The sequence below is a fragment of the Pseudofrankia saprophytica genome (assembly GCF_000235425.2).
GTDB lineage: Bacteria > Actinomycetota > Actinomycetes > Frankiales > Frankiaceae > Pseudofrankia > Pseudofrankia saprophytica.
The window spans coordinates 4,092,759-4,109,758 of sequence record NZ_KI912266.1 but is presented as its reverse complement, the minus strand read 5'-3'; the positions used below and the strand labels follow the sequence as shown (position 1 = coordinate 4,109,758).

Here is a 17,000-nt window from a genome sequence, read left to right as displayed (position 1 = left end):
CCGGCTGCTGTCCACGCCCCGTCGTCAGGGCTGGGCGTTCGGGCCGGGCGGGATGTTGCGTACAACGATGCGGCCTCGCGCGGGAGCCTGCCTTCAGTCAGTCGACTGTGCCGCGCACCGTGAAGTCACCGTCGAACTTGGGTATCCGTTGCCGGGCGACTCCCCCGTCAGGCTACGCGTTCCTGGGCGCTCGTCCCCACGGCCGGGGAGCGCAGGGCTCGGCGAGAACGGTCCGCGCGCCTGCCGCCGGAACGTCAAAGGATCACCGCGGGGACAGTTAGATGACGGATGACCTGGGTGGTCGGAGCCATGAGTCTGGCACCGGAAGTAAGCCGTCGACCTTCCAGGAGCCGCTCATGCCGAACTCCGCCCATGACCCGGTGCTGGAGCCGGCCGCGCGCGCGTTCGTCGAGGACGCGGCGAAGTCGCTCGACCCGCGCCACGTGTCGCTGGCCGAGCGCCGCCGGTGGCTCGACGAGATCCAGTCCGGCCCCGCGCTCGCCCCCGCCGTCGACACGCGGGAGCTGACCATCCCCTGCGGGCCGGCCGCGGCCGGAGTGACGGTCGGGGTGCGCATCGTCCGGCCGATCGGCGTGACCGGCAGGCTGCCGGTGGTGCTCTACCTGCACGGCTGCTGGGTGATGGGCGACGCGAACACGCACGCCCGCCTCGTCGCCGAGCTCGCCGTCGGCGTGCAGGCGGCGGTGGTCTTCCCGGAGTTCGACCGGGCGCCGGAGGCCCGCTACCCGGCGGCCGTCCACCAGTGCTTCGCCGCCGCCCGCTGGGTCGCCGAGCACGGCGCGGACAACGGCCTCGACGTCGAGAACATCGCCGTCGCCGGTGACGGCGGCGGTGGCGGGCTCGCGGCGGCGGTGACACTGCTCGCGAAGGAGCACGGCGGCCCCCGGCTCGCCGCCCAGGTGCTGTTCTGCCCGGTCACGGACGCGGACGTCGACACCCCGTCCTATCAGCGGTTCGCCAACGGCTACGTGCTGTCGCGTGACCTGATGCGCTGGAGCTGGGACCAGTACGCCCCCGACGAGGCCAGCCGCGCCGAGATCCTCGCGAGCCCGCTGCGGGCCGGCCTCGAGACGCTCGCGGACCTGCCGCCCGCGCTGGTGATCACTGCGGAGGCCGACGTCCTGCGCGACGAGGGCGAGGCCTACGCCGCCCGGCTGGGTCAGGCCGGCGTCACCGTCACCGCCGTCCGCTACATCGGCATCGTCCACGGCTTCGTCGTGCTCAACGCCCTGCGTTCCACCTGCGCCGCGGACGCGGCCATCGCCCAGGCCATCTTCTTCCTGCGCCGGGCCCTCGCGGTCTGACCGGCCGAGCGCCAGCGGGCGCGGCGGCCCCGGCCGCGGCCTCCACCGTGGCCAGCGCGCGCGCCTGGCCGCCCGCGACGCGCGGGAGCTCGGCCCGCAGGCACGCTCCCGGCGCGCCGTCACCGGGCTGATCGCCCGGCCGGCTGGCTGGCTCGACCGCCAGCAGCGTGCCGCCGTGGGCGCGCGCGATGTCCCGGGCGATCGCCAGGCCGAGCCCGCTGCCACCGCCGTCGCGGGCCCGTGTCTCGTCGAGCCGGGTGAACCGGTCGAACACCGACTCGCGATGCTCGGCGGGAATGCCCGGGCCGTCGTCGGACACCTGCACGGTCGCGGGCGCCACGACCCGCACGGTCACCGTCGACTCGGCGTGCCGCACGGCGTTGTCGACGAGATTCCCGACCATCCGGCGCAGGTGCGCCGCCGACCCGGCCACGACCACGTCGGGCGCGACATCCAGGGAGATCCGGATGTCCTCCCGCCTGGGCCGTGACGCCTCCTCGGCGGCCACCTCGCCCAGGTCGACCTCGTCGGCGCGCAGCGGCTCGCCGGCGTCCAGCCTCGCGAGCAGCAGCAGGTCGGCGGCCAGCGCCTGCAGCCGGTCGACGTCCGTGAGCGACTCCCCCACCAACCCTGGCGCCTGCCGCCGGCCCAGCTCGAGGCGGGTGCGCAGGATCGCGAGCGGGCTGCGCAGCTCGTGCGCCGCGTCCGCGACGAACCGCCTGTGCCGCTCCACCGCCCGTTCCAGCCGGTCGAGGGTCGCGTTCATCGTCCGCGCCAGCCGGGCGATCTCGTCGCCCGACCGGGGCACCGGCACCCGCTGGTGCAGGTCGGTGGCCGTGATGTCGGCGAACGTCGAGCGGATCGCCGAGACCGGGGCGAGCGCCCGCCCGGTCAGCAGCCAGGTCAGCCCGGCGACGAGCAGCAGCAGGACGGGCAGGCCCGCGAGGAGCAGGTTGCGCAGCACCGTCAGCGCCGCGCGGGCCGGTTCGAGCGAGACGCGCGCGGACACGGTCACGGGCCCCGCCGAGGTGGTGACCAGGCGCTCGGCGGTGGCGTAGCCGTACCCCCAGGCCTGCCCGGCCGCCACGCCGCCTCCGAGGCTCACCGACATGCTCGGGCCGCCGGCGGCGCCGGCCTCGATGCTGGCACTGCCCTCGACCCGCACGTCGGGGTCAGGTGCGACGAAGCTGGTGATGACCAGTCCTGGCTGGCCGGGCTGGTCTCCTTCCTCGCCCTTCGTGAGACTGGCGGCTGCCGCGTCCGCCCGCCGCGCCGCCTCCTGGCCGGCGCCCGACTCGAGGCTGCCCTTCAGCGTCAGGACCAGGACGGCGCCCGCGGCCCCCAGCGCCAACGCGACCATCACCGTCGCCACGACGGTCGCGCGCAGCCGCACCGACCAACCCGACCAGCCCTGCCAACCCGGCCAGCGCATCAGGAGCCCCCGTCCAGCCGGTAGCCCGCTCCCCGCACCGTCACCAGGCTCGACCGGCCGAACGGCGCGTCGATCTTGCGGCGCAACGCGCTGATGTACACCTCGACGATGCTCGGATCGCCGTCGTAGGCGAAGTCCCAGGCCTGTTCGAGCAGCTCGGCCTTGGAGACCACCTCGCCCGGGCGCCGCGCGAGCGCGTGCAGCACGGCGAACTCCTTCGGCGTGAGCGCGATCTCCGTCTCGCCGCGGCGGCAGCGCAGGCCCGCCGGGTCCACCGACAGGTCGCCCATGGTCAGGACGACCGGTCGCTCCCGCCCGCCGCGCCGGACCAGCGCGCGCAGCCGAGCGAGCAGCACCACGTACGAGAACGGCTTGGACAGGAAGTCGTCCGCGCCGGTGTCCAGCGCCTCGGCCTCGTCGTACTCGCCGTCCTTCGCCGTCAGCATCATGATCGGCGTCCAGTTGCCGGCCTCCCGCAGGCGGCGGCACACGGCGTACCCGTTGAGCAGCGGCAGCATCACGTCGAGCACGATCGCGTCGTACCGCTGCTCGGTCGCCATCCACAGGCCCTCGCGGCCGTTGTGCGCCACGTCGACCGCGAATCCCTCCTCCGCCAGCCCGCCCCGCAGCAGGCCGGCCAACCGCTCCTCGTCCTCCACCAGCAGCACTCGCATGACCACAGCCTGACGGAACGGACCTCAAGACGACCTGAAGATCACTTCAGCCGGCTTCAGGAGCGCCTCAGCCGGCGAACGGGACGCTGGCGCCGGCCCCAACGAGGGGGCCACCGAGAAACAGGAGGTGCACCATGCGCATCCGCCGGATCGTCCTCGTCAGCGCGATCACCCTGGGGCTCGCCGGCACGGGCGCCGCGGCCGCCAACGCCGCCGGGGCCCTGCCCGGCTCCGAGGGTCCCTCGGGCCACCCGGCGACCTGCCCCGCACCGGGCGGCGCGGGCGTCGACGACGTCCAGGTGAAGGACGGCAAGATCTACCACAACGGGAAGCTGGTCGGCACGGCCAAGCCCGGCGAGCCGGTGGCGGTGAAGGACGGCAAGGTCTACGTCGGCAAGGACGCCGAAGCGCTGCCGAAGCCGCCGGGCGCCCCGGACCTCCAGGTGAAGGACGGCAAGGTCTACCTCGACGGGAAGCTGGTCGGCGAGACCAAGCCCGGCGTCCCGATGGTGGTCAAGGACGGCAAGGTCTACACCGGCGCGGACGCCGAGGCGCTGCCGAAGCCGGGCGAGGCCGAGGGTCCTGTCCTGGCGGTCGTGGGCGGCAGCACCGGCGACGGCACCGGTGACAAGGGATTCGTCTGCGCGACGGAAGGTGCGCAGCGCCGCCAGGACTAACGCGCGGGCGCACGCGGCACCCGGGCGCGACCGCGTCTCCCTGACGGAGGGCGCGGTTCCGCCCGGTGCTCGCGGCCGCCCGCGGCTGGTCCACCTACTCCGCGGCGTCCGCGAGGTCGGCGGCGTAGGCGTCGAGGGCGTCGCGCAGTGCGGCCCGGGAGGTGATCCCCAGCTTGGGGAAGATCCGGTAGAGGTGGGCGCTGACCGTGCGGTGGCCGAGGAAGAGCTTCTCGCCGATCTGCTTGTTGGTGAGCCCGGTCGCGGCGAGCTGGGCGATCTGCAGCTCCTGCGGCGTCAGCCGCTCGACCCGGCCAGCGGACCGGCCCGGCCCGGCCGCGACCGCCGCGGCGGGACCCGCACCCGCGGCGGCGCCCGCGCCCTTGTCCGCGCCCGCCGAGGCCGCGTCCGCCTGGCTCGGCGGCCAGGCCGACGGCCGATGGGGACAGTGGCCGGGCCGCGACCGTCACACCGGCGGCGCGCAGCTCGGACCGCGCCCGGTCGGCCCACAGGCGGGCACCGAGCCGGTCGAACGTCTCCAGGGCCTCGCGCAGCGGCCGGCGGGCTCGGATGATCTCCCGGTCGCGCCGCAACGCCTCGCCGTGGGCGAGCTGTAGCCGCGCATGGTCGAACGTCCACCGGGCCGCGTCCGCCACGGCGAGCGCCGCCTCGAACGCCTTGGCCTGCCGGTCCGCGCCGTCGGCGACGAACGCCTCGGCGCCGGCGACGAGCAGCGCCAGCCGCGGCGAGACGGCCGCGAGGTCCGCCTCCTTCGCCGCCGCCACATGGGCCCGTGCCTCGTCGAGCCGCCCGGTGCGCACCGCGGCCTCGACCAGGTCGCCGACCGCCCACAGCGCGTGCGGAGCGTGCGAGACCAGCGTGCCGGCCGGGCTGATCCGGACGGCGTGGGCGTAGGCGTCCTCGTAGTCGCCCTGGGCCAGCGCGGCGACGGCGCGGGCGTGCCAGACGAACGCCTGCTGCTGCACGATCCGGCGCGGCTCGACCCAGGCGGCGGTCGTGTCGCTGTACACCCTGGCCGCCTCCAGGTCACCCCTGGCCGCGGCGATCATCGCCAGGACGAAGCGGAACGCGCCGGCGAGCAGTTGGTAGCCGAACGCGGCGACGAGGCCGAGGCCGTCCTCGGCGATCGCGGCCGATTCGTCCCACTGGCCGCGCAGGTAGAAGTCGACGGCGAGGAACGTCAGCCCGCTGATCACGCTGATGATCGAGCCGTCGTCACGTTCGCGGGCGACCATCCGCCGGCACAGGTCGCGGTACTCGTCGAGCGCGTCGACATACTGGGCGGCGAAGCACAGCCGGCTCACCTGCCAGGGCTGCGGGTCGGACGACAGCCCGGCGGCCGTCGCCCGCAGCCGCTCGCGCGCCCCGTGGGCGGTGCGGGCCGGGTCGCCCAGGGTGTCGTGGCATAGCCACATCAGCTCCACGAGGATCGTCCCGCCGCCGCCCGAGGTGTCGCCCCCGGCGCCCACGCCGCCCGCCGCGCCGCTCCCGCCGCCGCTGGCGGCGGCGGTGGCGGTGGCGGTGAGGCGCGCGCGGGCGGCGACGAGCGGTTCCCACAGTTCGGCGCGGCCGCCGTGATAACACATCACCAGCAGCATGAACAGCGTCTCGTTGACCCAGTCGGCCTCGACGGCGCTGTCCGCGGCGGCCAGTGCGGTGACGAGCAGCCGGTGGGCGGCATCGACGTCGCCCTCCCGGTAGGCGAGCAGGCTCGCCTCGGTCGCCGCCTCGTGGCTGAGCCGCGCCCCCGTCGTCTCGGTCGCGGCATGGATGCGGCGGGCCTCGCCGAGCAGCCGGTTGGCGATGTCGAGCTGGCCGCAGCGGTTGGCGTTGTAGGCGGCCTCGGCGAGCCGGCGGGCCCGGTCGACCGGCGCCGGCGTGAGCCCGGCGGCGCGGATCAGGGTGCGCATCGCCGCCGGGGCGCTGCCGCGGGCGAGCGCGCGGTGCGCCGCCTCCTCCAGCGCGTCCGCGACCTCCTCGTCCGGGCCGAGCGCCGCCTCGGCCAGGTGCCAGGCCCGCCGGTCCGGGTGGGCGCGCAGCACCCGGGCGAGCGCACGGTGCGCGGCCCGCCGGTCGGCGCTGGACGACATCTGCACCACGGCGGACCGGATCAGCGGATGGCGGAACACGACCTGCCCGTCGGCATGGTCCGCGCGGACCAGGTCGGCCGCCTCGGCCGGCGCGAGGTCGTCGATCGTCGGCGCGGGCGCGTCGGCCCCGCCTGGGCCGTCGGCCCCACCGGCGGCGAGCAGGACGGTGACCAGGTCCGCGGCCGGTTCGAGCGCGGCGATCAGCAGCAGCCGGTGCGTCGGCACCGACAGCGCGCGCACCCGGCTGGCGAACAGCGCCTCCAGCCGGCGCGAGAGCGGCAGTTGGGCGGGCAGCACCTCCCGGCCGGCGAGCTGTGGCTCCGTCAGCAGCGCCGGCAGCTCCAGCAGCGCGAGCGGGTTGCCCGCCGCCTCGCCGAGCAGCCGCTCCCGGGCGCGCGGCGCGAGCCCCGGGTGGCGGGCGTCGAGCAGCGCCGCCGCCTCGTCGCCCGGCAGCGGAGCGACCTCCAGCTCGGGCAGCCCGATGCGGTGGAAGACGGTGTCACCGCCAGGCCGGGCCGCGGCGAGGAAGAGGATCGGATGGCCGGCGATCCGCCTGGCGACGAAGCCGAGGACGGTCGCGCTCCAGGTGTCGATCCAGGAGATGTCGTCGACGAGCATCAGGACCGGCGTCCTCGAGGCCGCCGCGACCAGCAACGCGAGCGCCCCCGACGAGACCACCAGTGGCTCGGGGTATGGCCCGTCCGTCAGACCCAGCACCTGGTTCATCGCCGCCCGCTGGCCGGAGGGCAGGTCGTCGACCAGGTCGCGCAGCGGGTAGAGCATCTGGTGCAGCGCCGAGAGGCCGATGTCCGCCTCGAACTCGACGCCGGAGACCCGCAGTACCTGGATCGCCTCGGCCCCGGCCCGCGCGGCGGCGGCGTCCAGCAGCGCGGTCTTGCCGATGCCCGGGCCGCCGCGCAGCAGCCAGGCCGCGCCGGTCGGGGCAGGCCTGGTGAGCCCGGTGAGGAGCGTGTCGACCAGCTCGAGCGCTTCCCGCCGCCCGACCAGGCCGACACCGCCACCGCCCAGGCGTGGTCCCGGTCCGCCGTGACCTGACCAACCGTGACCTGACACCGACACGTGTCGAACGACCTATTCTCTTCTCCCCGCGAGGGGCCACCGGTCGCCGCCCGATCGCGGGCAGGGATCGCCGCGACCAGGCGCAACTACCTACAAGTGGGGTGCGATGCGCTGATAGCGATCCTAGGCTGACCCGGCGCCCGATCACACGGGTGTGAAAAGAAGGACTTACCGCGGGCCCTCACCGCGGCGCCCTTGGCGCGGCGACGCCATGGACCGGTCAGACCGTGGCCGGTCAGGCCGTGGGTGGCTCAGGCAGCGCGGCGAGATCCTCCGCGGTGAGCTCCCAGGCCGCGGCGGCGGCGTTGGCGGCGACCTGCTCGGGTCGGGTGGCGCCGGCGATCACGGACGAGACGCCGGTCTGCGCCGCGAGCCAGGCGATCGCCAGCTCCAGGATCGTGCGGCCGCGCTCGCGGGCGAACGCGGTCAGGTCGTCGATGTAGGCGAAGTTCTCGGGAGTCGCCGCCTGGGCGAAGTACGGCGCCGCCGCCAGCCGGCTGCCGGCCGGGAACGGCTGGCCCGCCGCGTACTTGCCGGACAGCAGGCCCGAGGCCAACGGGAAGTACGGGATGATCCCCATGCCGGCCTTGACCGCCGCCGGGACGATCTCCGCCTCGACGGCGCGGTTCAGCAGGCTCCACTCGACCTGGGCGGCGGTGAACGCCGCGACCTTGCGCTCCTCGGCGAACGCCGCCCGCTCCTCGATCTCGGCGGCGGTCACGTTCGAGCACGCGACGTGCAGCACCTTGCCCGCGCGGACCAGATCGTCGAGGGCCTCCATCGCCTCGGCGTTCGAGCCCTCGGCGTCGACGAAGTGCTGGTAGTAAACGTCGATCCGGTCGGTGCCGAGCCGGCGCAGGCTGAGTTCGGCGCCTTCCAGGATCCGGGTGCGCAGGATGCCAGGCGTGTAGGGCTCGCCCTTCGGGCGGCTCATCACCTTGGTCGCGATGACGACCTCGTCGCGGCGCGGGCCGAGCGCGGCGCCCAGGAACTCCTCCGAACGCCCCCCGCCGTACATCTCCGCGGTGTCGAAGTGGGTGATCCCCGCGTCGAGCGCCGCCCCCACGACGGCCGCGCTCGCCTCGGCGTCGATGCGCATGCCGAAGTTGTTGCAGCCCAGCCCGACGACCGACACGGCGGGTCCCGTCGCGCCCAGTGGTCGCGTCCGCATGCGCCCTCCCGAAAGATCCCAGCTCCCGACGGCGACACTACGACCCTGCTGGTGGTGGCGCTCGCGCACACACGTCGCAACACAGATCCCGGCAGATGCGACATGTGGGAGAATCACCCCGTGAGACGCGGGGGCCACGGTGAGCATCGATCCGGGTAGCGCGGACACCGACGAGGCCGCGCCATCGGTGCCACTGGCACTGGCCGCTCCGGCGGGGTTCGTGCTGGGAGACCTCCAGATCGGGGAGCTGCTCGGGCGGGGCGCGACCGGGGAGGTGCGCGGGGCGGTCGGGCCGGACGGTGAGACGGTCGCGGTCAAGCTGCTGCGGCCGGAGCTGGCCGACGAGCCGCAGGTGGTGGCGCGGCTGCTGCAGGAGTGCAAGCTGGTCGCCCGGATCGCCGACCCGCACGTCGTGCGGATCCATCGCCTCATCGCCGAGGGCGACCGGGTCGGGATCGTCATGGACCACCTTCCCGACGGCGACCTGCGCGCCCTGCTGCGCCGCGAGGGCGCCCTCCCGCCGGCGGACGCGACCCGGCTGGCGGGGCAGATCCTGCTCGGCCTGCGCCGCGCGCACGAGGCCGGGGTGGTGCACCGCGACGTCAAGCCGGAGAACGTGCTGCTGCGCGGCCGTGACGCCGTGCTGACGGACTTCGGCATCGCCCGCCAGCTGGAAGGCCCGGCACTCACCCGCAGCACCGGACTTCTGGGCACCCCCGCCTACCTCGCCCCCGAGCTCGCCACCCACGAACCGTCGACGCCGGCCGTCGACGTCTACTCCGCCGGCTGCCTGCTCTACGAGCTGCTCACCGGATCTCCGCCGTTCGTCGGCGGCCCGGCCGTGACCGTGCTGCTGCGCCACCTGAACGAGCCACCGGCCCGGCCGGACGGGCTGGCTGATCCCCTGTGGGACGCGGTCCTGGCGATGCTCGCCAAGCAGCCTCATCTGCGCCCGACCGCCGAGCACGCCGCCGCGACGCTCGCCGTGCTCGCCCCCACGCTCGCCGGCCTGCCCGCCCGTCCGTGGGCTCCGCCCGCGGCCGCTGGCACGTCCGGCCCGACGCCCCGGCCGGACGCGAAGCCCGAGCAGAACGGGAAGCCCGAGCAGAACGCGAACCCCGGACAGAACGCGAACCCCGAACGCGACGCGGAACCCACGCCGGACCTCAACGCCACCCGCACCAGCGGCCCCCGCGGCCCGTACGCGCTCACCGGCCCGGTCTCGCCGGATCCGACGGGCGCCAGCCGTCTCGCACTGGAGTCCGGGCCGGAATCCGGCGCGGGGACCGGCGAGTCCGACGACGTGTTCACCACCCGTACCAGCGCGCCCCGGTCCAGCTCCTGGCGCCTGGGCCAACCGATCCCGCCGGGCCCGAACCAGGCCGGACGGGCGGGTCGTTGGTTCCCACGCCGCGCGGCGGTGCTCATCCCGGTCGTGGTGGTCCTCGTCCTCGCGCTCGTCGGCACCGGCCTGGCCGCGGTGCTGCGCCACGGCCAGCAGGCCGACCTCGCCGGCGACACCTCGGGGATAGCCGCGTCCTCGTCCGTCGGCGCGGCGGGAGCCGGGGCGAGCGGCGGCCCGTCCACGTCACCGACGACACCGTCGGCGGCGACGTCCGACGACGGAAACGGGAGCGCGACAGCCGCTCCATCGCCGACGCCGACGGGTCCCGGCGCAGGCTTCGGCAGCAGGGCCACCACGGCGAGGACCCCCGCCGCGCCGTCGGTGCCCGCGCCGGCGCGGCCGTCGGTCACGGCCGCCCCGCGCTCCGGTGTCGTCCTGCTCACGATCAACCAACCGTCCGGCGGCGAGGTCACCGGTTACCGGATCAGCGGCGATGGCGCGGCGGGGCGGTCCGTGCCCCCCGCCCGCCAGGTCACGGTCGCGGTACCCGACTGCGACACCCACACGTTCGTCGTCACCGCCGTCGGCCCCGGCGGCAGCGCCGACTCCGCCGCCGTCAACGCCGTCGGCTGCGTGCCGCCCGGCCCGGTGACGGGAGTGGTCGCCACCGTCGACCAACTGGCGGGCAACGGCTCCGGCACCGTGACGGTGCGCTGGTCCGCACCCGCCGACCGCGGCGGTGCCGGCAGCGTCGACTACGTCGTCACCATCACGCGGGACAACCCCAACTACCCGCCGTACACCGTGACGACCACGGGCACGGTCTACACGCACTGCATGCCGGCGGGCCGATGCCCGGAATACGTGACCGCCATCCAGGCCCGCAACTCCGTGGGCCTCGGCCCCAAGGTCCCGGTCCCGAACTACTAGCCTCCCGCAGATCTCCGGGGACAGCGGCGGGCAGGTGGCCGAACGCTCGTTCTCGTCCACTGGCGGCGATCACCGAGGTTCGACCGGCGAAACTCAGGCCATGATCGCCACCTGGGTATGCCAACCGATGCCACACACCCCGATTTGTCGTATTTACGCATACCCGGCCCGCGATCAACGCGGCCGGCAGCGTCCAGGGGCGCCAAAGATCGCCGGCCGAGTATGCGAGCTGGTCCTCCCCCTCGGCGGACGAAGCTCACGAGGGGGCGCCCGGCACCCACTCCCCGACGCGATCCGCGCCGTTGTCAGGCCGTGCGCCGGCGAGCCCGACGGTGTACTGCGCACAGGGTCTGCCACGCTTTGTTCATGGGGGATGGAACCGGCAGCAGCGGTGCCGAGCGGCTGTTCGTAAGCGTTGCTGGGCCGGACCGGCCTTGGGCTCGGTGGATCGCCGACCGGCTCCAGCGCGCCGGCTACGATGTCGAATACGAGGAATGGCACTGGCCAGCGGGCAGCAACCTCGTCGAACGCACCGAGTCCGCGCTCGCACGCGCCGACCGGGTCATTGCCATCGTCTCAGAGCACTATCTCGCCAACGGCACACACGGCGCGGCCCAGCGGCGGGCCGCCCTGGACGAGGCGCGTGAGCGCGAGGGTTTCCTCGTTCCGGTCATCGTCGGCCACTGCGCGCTCACACCCCTGTTGAAGGCGCTGATGCCGCTCGACCTCGTCGGCTGCGACGAGATTCAGGCGGATGAACGTCTGCTCGCCGGCCTCCGGCCGCCTGGCCAGCCGGCAACGGTGCCGTGGCCCGGGCCATCCCGCGAGACGTCCGGGGCACCGGCGGAAGCTGTCGCCCCGCCAGCACCGTTCCCCGGCGGCCCCGGCGCGCCGTCGGCGGTAAGGGCGCCGCGCGACTGCGTGACGGTTCTGCACCTGCCCTCGCTCCGGGCCGGCCAGGCGGACACACCGGTGCCGGTCGACGAACTGGGAGATCTGATCGCCCGGGACGTGGCCGGGTTCGGCGCCGGGTGGGCTCCGGATCTCGTGGTCGTGACCGGGGACCTCGCGGAGCACGGCCGCGCGAGCGAGTACCGGCGGGCCGTCGAGCTGTTCGACCGGCTGCTCGGCGAGTGGGGCCTGCCCAGAACTCGGCTCGCGATGGTGCCGGGCCGCAGGGATGTCAATCCGGCGGCGTGCCGTGCCTACTTCGACAGCTGCGAGGCGGACGAGGTCGAGCCGCAGCCACCGTTCTTCCCGAAATGGCGCCACTACGCCGCGATGATCGAGGAGTTCTACGGCGACGTCCGGGCGACGTCGGCGGACGGGCCCGTGTTCACCATCGGTCAAGAATGGTCGCTGTTCCGCGTCGACGAGCTGAGACTCGTGATCGCTGGAGTGAACTCGACAATCGCGGCGACGAGCCCGGACGACGATCGTCCCGAGTTGGGCGACGCCCAGTCTCGGTGGTTTGCCGAGCGACTCGCCGACTACGCGCGCCGCGACTGGCTACGGCTGGGCATCATTCACCAGCTACTGAGAACGGACCCGTCCTGGGACGACATCAGTGGCGCCCAGCAGGTATACCGCGGCCTGAACCTAGCATTCACCGGAGATCTCAGCGCCAACCAGATTTACCGGGTCGAATCGATCCTGCTCGGCGCGCGGGTACGGGAGGCAGCAGCCAAGGCACCCGTTGCCCGAAGGCCCGGCCCCGGCGCCAGGCGGACCGGGGACGCCCCCACACCCGACGCCGACGGTCCGGCCTATGGCCTGGTGCGGATCGACCCGGCGGGTATGACCCGTAGAACGCGCGGGTGGGATACCGCGTCTCGCCGGTGGCATGACAGTGGAGGTCCGCCGCCGAGCGGCCCAACACGTGCAACGCAGGCATCGACTGGCGATCCGGCGACCTCCGGGCCGCGGCTCACGCACTGGCCGGTACTCACCGTCTCGGACGACGTCGACGGCACGGGCGGCCGGCGGCTCGCACAGTCCTGGAAGGCGACCGAGGCGACCTTCCCCGCCGCCCTGGCAGAGGACCGGGCCCTGGAGGGAGCGATCAAGGAGGCGCTGACGTCGCACAGGTCGGAGCCGGCGACGCGGGAGCGGCTGATCGACAGGGTCGCCGAGGTGGCTCGGCTGCGCCACGCCGCCAGCCACGGATCGGCCACGGTCATCGAGATCGCCGCGACCGCGGACAGCCCCAGATACCTCCGGGTGACCTCACGCGACGGCGCGATCGTCGCCCAGCATCCGGTCGGAGTGCTCGAGGGCGCAGCGGACCCGGCGGACGTCGACCTGTTCGCCACGCGTGTACACAACGTGTACGGCGCATTCGACCCGAGTCTGGTCTCGGTCCTCGTCTACGGCGGCGCGCCGGCGCCAGCCGTGCTGGTCAGGGCCGCTTACCGCCAGGGCATCCAACTGATGAGCTTCGTCGAATACCAGGGGCTCATCGACCTGCGTTCGTATGTGGACGCGCAGACCGGCCGTCTCGATCGCGACCCCCTCTACCCACCGTCGCTGTACCTACCGCAGGGATTTCGAGCTCTCGACCTCGTGCGCGGCGGCGCCGACACGGCCGAGCGGGACGCGCTGGATCAGCTCACCGAATGGATCGGTGACGACCAGGGCAGGATGGTGCTCGTCCTCGGCGACTTCGGCCGTGGCAAGACCTTCCTGCTGCACGAACTCGCGCGAACGCTGCCCGAACGCCTGCCGCACGTCATCCCGATGCTCGTCGAGCTTCGCAGCCTGGAGAAGTCCCTCGGCCTGGACGAGCTGGTGGCCGCGCACCTCGTCGGCCACGGCGTGAGCCGCTTCGACCAGGAACGGTTCCGGTACATGCTGCGCAGCGGCCGGGTCGTCCTGCTGTTCGACGGCTTCGACGAGCTGGCGTTGCGGGTCACCTACGAGCGCGCCGCCGAGCACCTCACCACGCTGCTCGGCGCGCTCGAAGGCCAGGCCAAGCTCGTCCTGAGCAGCAGAAGCCAGCACTTCCGCTCCGACGACCAGGTCCGCACCGCGCTCGCCCAGCGGCTGGATCTGGCCACCGGCCGGCGCGTCATCGAGCTGAACGACTTCACCGAGGCGCAGATCGAGGAGTTCCTGACCCGCTTCTACGACGGCGACGCCGACCAGGCCAGGCAACGCCTCGCCTTCATCCGCGGCCTCGAGGGGCTACTCGGGCTTGCCCGCAACCCGCGCATGCTCAGCTTCATCGCCCGCCTCGACGAGGACCGGCTGCGCCATGTCCAGGCCGCCACCGGCACCATGACGCCGGCCGACCTGTACACGGAGCTGCTCGACGCCTGGATGGAGTCCGAGTCACGCCGGGCGCATCCGACCGGTGCCGTGCCCGGACTCACCACCGACGATCGCTTCCGAGCGGTGAAGGCGCTGGCGCTCGAGCTCTGGCAGTCCACCGACCGCACCGTCAGCAGCCGGCAGCTCGCCGAGATCACTGAGCGCGTCCTGACCACGCTGGATGCCCACGGCCTGGACAAGCACCATGCCGCCCACCAGGTCGGCTCCGGCACCCTGCTCGTGCGCGCTGGCGACGACGCCTTCACGTTCGTGCACCAATCGGTCATGGAGTACCTGGTCGCGACCGCTTGCGCCGAGGGGTTGCGCACCCCGAGCGGGGGCGTCTTCGACCTGCTCGACCGCCGCGTGATGTCGACCCTGATGGCCTCGTTCGTCGCCGACCTCGCGGGGACCGGCAGTGTCGTCCGCTGGGCCCGGGTGGTCCTTGGCAACCCGGCGGCAACCAACGCCGCGCGACACAACGCCCTCACCCTCGCCCGCACGCTCGACAGCGAGGCCAGCCGCGGTGCCCGGCTCGCCGGTGCCCGGCTGGACGGTGCCGACCTTTCCGGCCTCGACCTCACCGATGCCGACCTCACCGGCGCCGACCTCACCGGCGCCACGTTGACGAACACCGTGCTACGCGGCGCCCGGCTGGACGGGGCGATCATGGTACGGGCGACGCTCACCGAGACGAACCTCGACGGCACGCGGTTGGTGGGCACCGACCTCACCCAAAGCCGACTGACCCGTTGCTCCCTGCTCGGCATAGCCGTCGAAGGCAGCCTCTGGTACCGAGCGGCTGTCGTCGGTTGTGTCCTGGATGTTGAGACCTCCGACCACCCTGCGCTGAGCGCGGCCGGGATGACCGGTCGCGACGCCCCGGCCGTTCGGATACGCCCAGCCTCAGCCTCGGCCTCAGCTCCCACCTTCTCGTCAGACGGCAGCCTGCTCGCCTACGCGGCAGGCAACATGCTCGTCCTCGTCGACACAGAAACCGAAACGATCGTTGCATCGCTCACTGCCGACACCGGCCGAATCGAACTGATCCATTTCTCCCCCAGCAACGACCGCATCGCGGCTGCCATGGGAGACAAGATCGTCCGCATCTGGGACACCACCACCGGCACCACCCAACACACCCTGACCGAAAACACCGGCATCGTCCGCACCCTTGCCTACTCCCCCGACGGCCTGCACCTCGCCGCCAGCAGCGACAGAACCGTCCAAATCTGGGACACCACCACCGGCACCACCCAACACACCCTGACCGAAAACACCGATATGGTCTGGGCACTCGCCTACTCCCCCGACGGCACACAGCTGGCCACGGCGAGTACCGGCGGAACCGTCCAAATCTGGGACACCACCACCGGCACCACCCAACACACCCTGGCCGAAAACACCGGCATGGTCTGGGCACTCGCCTACTCCCCCGACGGCACACAGCTCGCCGGCAAAGGCGACAACGGAACCGTCCATATCTGGGACGCCATCACCGGCACCACCCAACACACCCTGGCCGGACACTTCCCAGGGGTGGAAGCACTCGCCTACTCCCCCGACGGCACGCAGCTCGCCGCCACACGCCTCGACGGAGCCGTCGATATCTGGAACCCCGCCACCGGCACCACCCGACACACGCTCACAAGATCCACCGGCGTGGTCTGGGCGCTCGCCTACTCCCCCGACGGCACACAGCTCGCCACCACGAGCAGCGACGGAACCGCCTATATCTGGAACACCACCACCGGCACCACCCAACACACCGCCTCCAGGAACACCCGCCTGACGGTCTTCATGTACTCGCCGGATGGCCGCTCTTTCGCGGCCGGACGCGACGACGGAACCATCCACATCTGGGACACCACCACCGGTGCCACCCAACACACCCTGACGGGACACGCCAGCCCGGTCCGCGCCCTCACCTACTCCCCCGACGGCACCCACCTCGCCACCGCCAGCGACGACGGAACTGTCCATATCTGGGACACCACCACCGGCACCACCCAACACACCCTGACGGGACACGCCAGCTGGGGCTTGGTCTTTGCCTACTCTCCCGACGGCTCACAGCTCGCAGCCGGCGGCGACAGCACAACTGTCCAAATCTGGGACACCGGGACCGGCACCACCCAACGCACCATCACAGAACACACCGGAGTGATCCGCACCCTTGCCTACTCTCCCGATGGTATCCACCTTGCCACCGCCTGCGACGACGGAACTGTCCATATCTGGGACACCACCACCGGCACCACCCAACACACCCTCGCAGGACACGCCGACACGATCCAAGCCCTTGCCTACTCTCCCGACGGCCTATACCTCGCCGCCGGCAGCCACGGAACCGTCCATATCTGGGACACCACCACCGGCACCACCCAACACACCCTCGCAGGACATGCCGGCTGGATTCGGGCCGTCTCCTACTCCCCCGACGGCATCCACCTCGCCACCGCGGGCATCGACGGAACCATCCGCATCTGCGACACCACCACGGGCACCACCCGACACGTTCTGCACGGACATTTCGACGACGTCACCGACGTACAGATATCCCCGGACGGCCTTACCGCCACGAGCATCAGTCGCGACGGCACCTGCCGGCTCTGGGAGCTCGCGAATGGGCAGCTGCGTGCCATTCTTCTCGGCCTGAGGAACGGTGGCTGGGCCACGCTCTGGCCGGACGGGAGCTACACGGCCGAGGGCGAGGTCGACGGCGATTTCTGGTGGCAGCTACGCCTCTGTCGGTTCGGCCCGGGAGAGCTCGACCCGTATGTCGAGGGTCTGAGGGCGATTCCGCCGCCGTCGGCAGAAGGATGAATGCTGGCAGTAGGGAGCAAATGAAGCGGCCGGCGCCGGATGGTCGCCTGGCCGGCTTTACGGCAGCGAAGCCGGCCAGGCGCACGACCTTCCAGACCGGCCGAACGCGAGATTCAATGACCC

The 17,000-nt window shown here is 72.9% G+C and carries 8 protein-coding genes; 4 read left to right on the top strand and 4 right to left on the bottom strand.

Features of this window, described 5'->3' with window-relative positions:
• The first annotated feature begins 356 nt into the window (after positions 1-356).
• Complete coding sequence (locus FRCN3DRAFT_RS0217085) at positions 357-1,325, top strand: alpha/beta hydrolase (protein ID WP_007516464.1); 969 nt, start codon at positions 357-359, stop codon at positions 1,323-1,325.
• On the opposite strand, the gene FRCN3DRAFT_RS44890 is transcribed toward FRCN3DRAFT_RS0217085, so the two are convergent.
• Positions 1,243-2,718, bottom strand: a complete 1,476-nt coding sequence (locus FRCN3DRAFT_RS44890; protein WP_232794066.1) for a sensor histidine kinase — start codon at positions 2,716-2,718, stop codon at positions 1,243-1,245. The genes FRCN3DRAFT_RS0217085 and FRCN3DRAFT_RS44890 overlap by 83 nt on opposite strands.
• Positions 2,719-2,756: 38 nt before the next feature.
• Positions 2,757-3,431, bottom strand: a complete 675-nt coding sequence (locus FRCN3DRAFT_RS0217075) for a response regulator transcription factor (protein ID WP_007512022.1) — start codon at positions 3,429-3,431, stop codon at positions 2,757-2,759.
• A gap of 134 nt (positions 3,432-3,565) precedes the next feature.
• Here FRCN3DRAFT_RS0217075 and FRCN3DRAFT_RS0217070 point away from each other — a divergent pair, with 134 nt between their 5' ends.
• Positions 3,566-4,108: a hypothetical protein gene (locus tag FRCN3DRAFT_RS0217070; protein ID WP_007512020.1), complete on the top strand. Its 543-nt coding sequence runs from the start codon at positions 3,566-3,568 to the stop codon at positions 4,106-4,108.
• Here the strand turns inward: FRCN3DRAFT_RS0217070 and FRCN3DRAFT_RS57745 are convergent.
• Together FRCN3DRAFT_RS57745 and FRCN3DRAFT_RS0217060 are read right to left on the bottom strand one after the other, a co-directional pair.
• Entirely contained in the window at positions 4,105-7,296 is a 3,192-nt protein-coding gene (locus FRCN3DRAFT_RS57745; RefSeq protein ID WP_007512019.1) for an AAA family ATPase, read from the bottom strand. The two genes, FRCN3DRAFT_RS0217070 and FRCN3DRAFT_RS57745, sit on opposite strands and share 4 nt — an antisense overlap.
• Positions 7,297-7,531: 235 nt before the next feature.
• The gene (locus FRCN3DRAFT_RS0217060; RefSeq protein ID WP_007512017.1) at positions 7,532-8,467 is read right to left on the bottom strand and encodes an aldo/keto reductase; all 936 of its coding nucleotides are present in this window, start codon (positions 8,465-8,467) and stop codon (positions 7,532-7,534) included.
• A gap of 139 nt (positions 8,468-8,606) precedes the next feature.
• Between FRCN3DRAFT_RS0217060 and FRCN3DRAFT_RS49585 the strand changes: the two genes are divergently transcribed.
• On the top strand, positions 8,607-10,742 hold the full coding sequence (locus FRCN3DRAFT_RS49585) for a serine/threonine-protein kinase (RefSeq protein WP_007512016.1): 2,136 nt from the start codon (positions 8,607-8,609) through the stop codon (positions 10,740-10,742).
• Between the two features lie 117 nt (positions 10,743-10,859).
• Entirely contained in the window at positions 10,860-16,877 is a 6,018-nt protein-coding gene (locus tag FRCN3DRAFT_RS0217050; RefSeq protein ID WP_084174258.1) for a WD40 domain-containing protein, read from the top strand.
• Positions 16,878-17,000: the final 123 nt, after the last annotated feature.